Source organism: Streptomyces alkaliphilus, from assembly GCF_014141535.1.
Classification (GTDB): Bacteria; Actinomycetota; Actinomycetes; order Streptomycetales; family Streptomycetaceae; genus Streptomyces; species Streptomyces alkaliphilus.
Genome location: NZ_VKHT01001449.1, coordinates 1 through 918 on the forward strand (window position 1 = coordinate 1; position 918 = coordinate 918).

Sequence of the window (918 nt, forward strand, 5' to 3'; positions counted from 1 at the left end):
GCCCCGAGGAGCCCCCCGCCGGCTCCGGCGTGCCGTCGGCGGCCGGCGAGCGCCCCGCCGCCGCGCCCGGCGAGCCCTTCCGCACCCGGGCCCTGACCGTGCCGGGGCTCGGGGAGGGGGCCGCGGGTCGCCGTTCCCGTGCCCGGACCGCGCAGGGACGGGCCACCGGCTCGCGACGTCCCCGGGAGGGCACCGGTGGCGGGCTGCACCTGACCGCCACCGTGCGGGCCGCCGCCCCGCACCAGCGGGCCCGCGGCCGCTCGGGCCCGGGACTGATCGTGCGCCGCGACGACCTGCGGCAGGCGGTGCGCGAGGGCCGGGAGTCGAACCTGGTGCTGTTCGTCGTGGACGCCTCCGGTTCGATGGCGGCCCGCAGCCGGATGGGCGCGGTCAAGGGTGCCGTGCTCTCCCTGCTGCTCGACGCCTACCAGCGCCGGGACAAGGTGGGGTTGGTGACGATGCGTCGGGCCGGGGCCGAGGTCGCCCTGCCGCCGACCTCCTCGGTGGACGCGGCGGCGACCCGGCTGCGGTCGCTGCCCACCGGCGGGCGAACCCCGCTGGCGGCCGGGCTGCTGGCCGCCCGAGAGGTACTGCGGGTGGAGCGGCTGCGGGACCCCTCCCGCCGCCCGCTTCTGGTGGCGGTCACCGACGGCCGGGCCACCGGCGGACCGGAGCCGGTGGAACGGGCGCACCGGGCCGCCCGGTTGCTGGCGGCGGACGGCATCGCCTCGGTCGTGGTGGACTGCGAGACCGGGCCGGTGCGCCTGGGGTTGGCCGGGGCGCTGGCCGGGGAGTTGGGCGGGTCGGCGGTGACGCTGGACGACCTGCGGGCGGAGACGGTGACGGCGCTGGTGCGCGGGGTGCGGGGCGACCGGACGGCCGGTGCCCGGGGCCCGGCCGGGGGAAGCGGGACGGGCG

At 80.6% G+C, this 918-nt stretch carries 1 protein-coding gene; it reads left to right on the forward strand.

Annotated elements, in window-relative coordinates:
* Positions 1-918 (forward strand): vWA domain-containing protein (locus FNQ90_RS25015; RefSeq protein ID WP_182608406.1); only part of this gene is annotated, 918 nt, incomplete at both ends.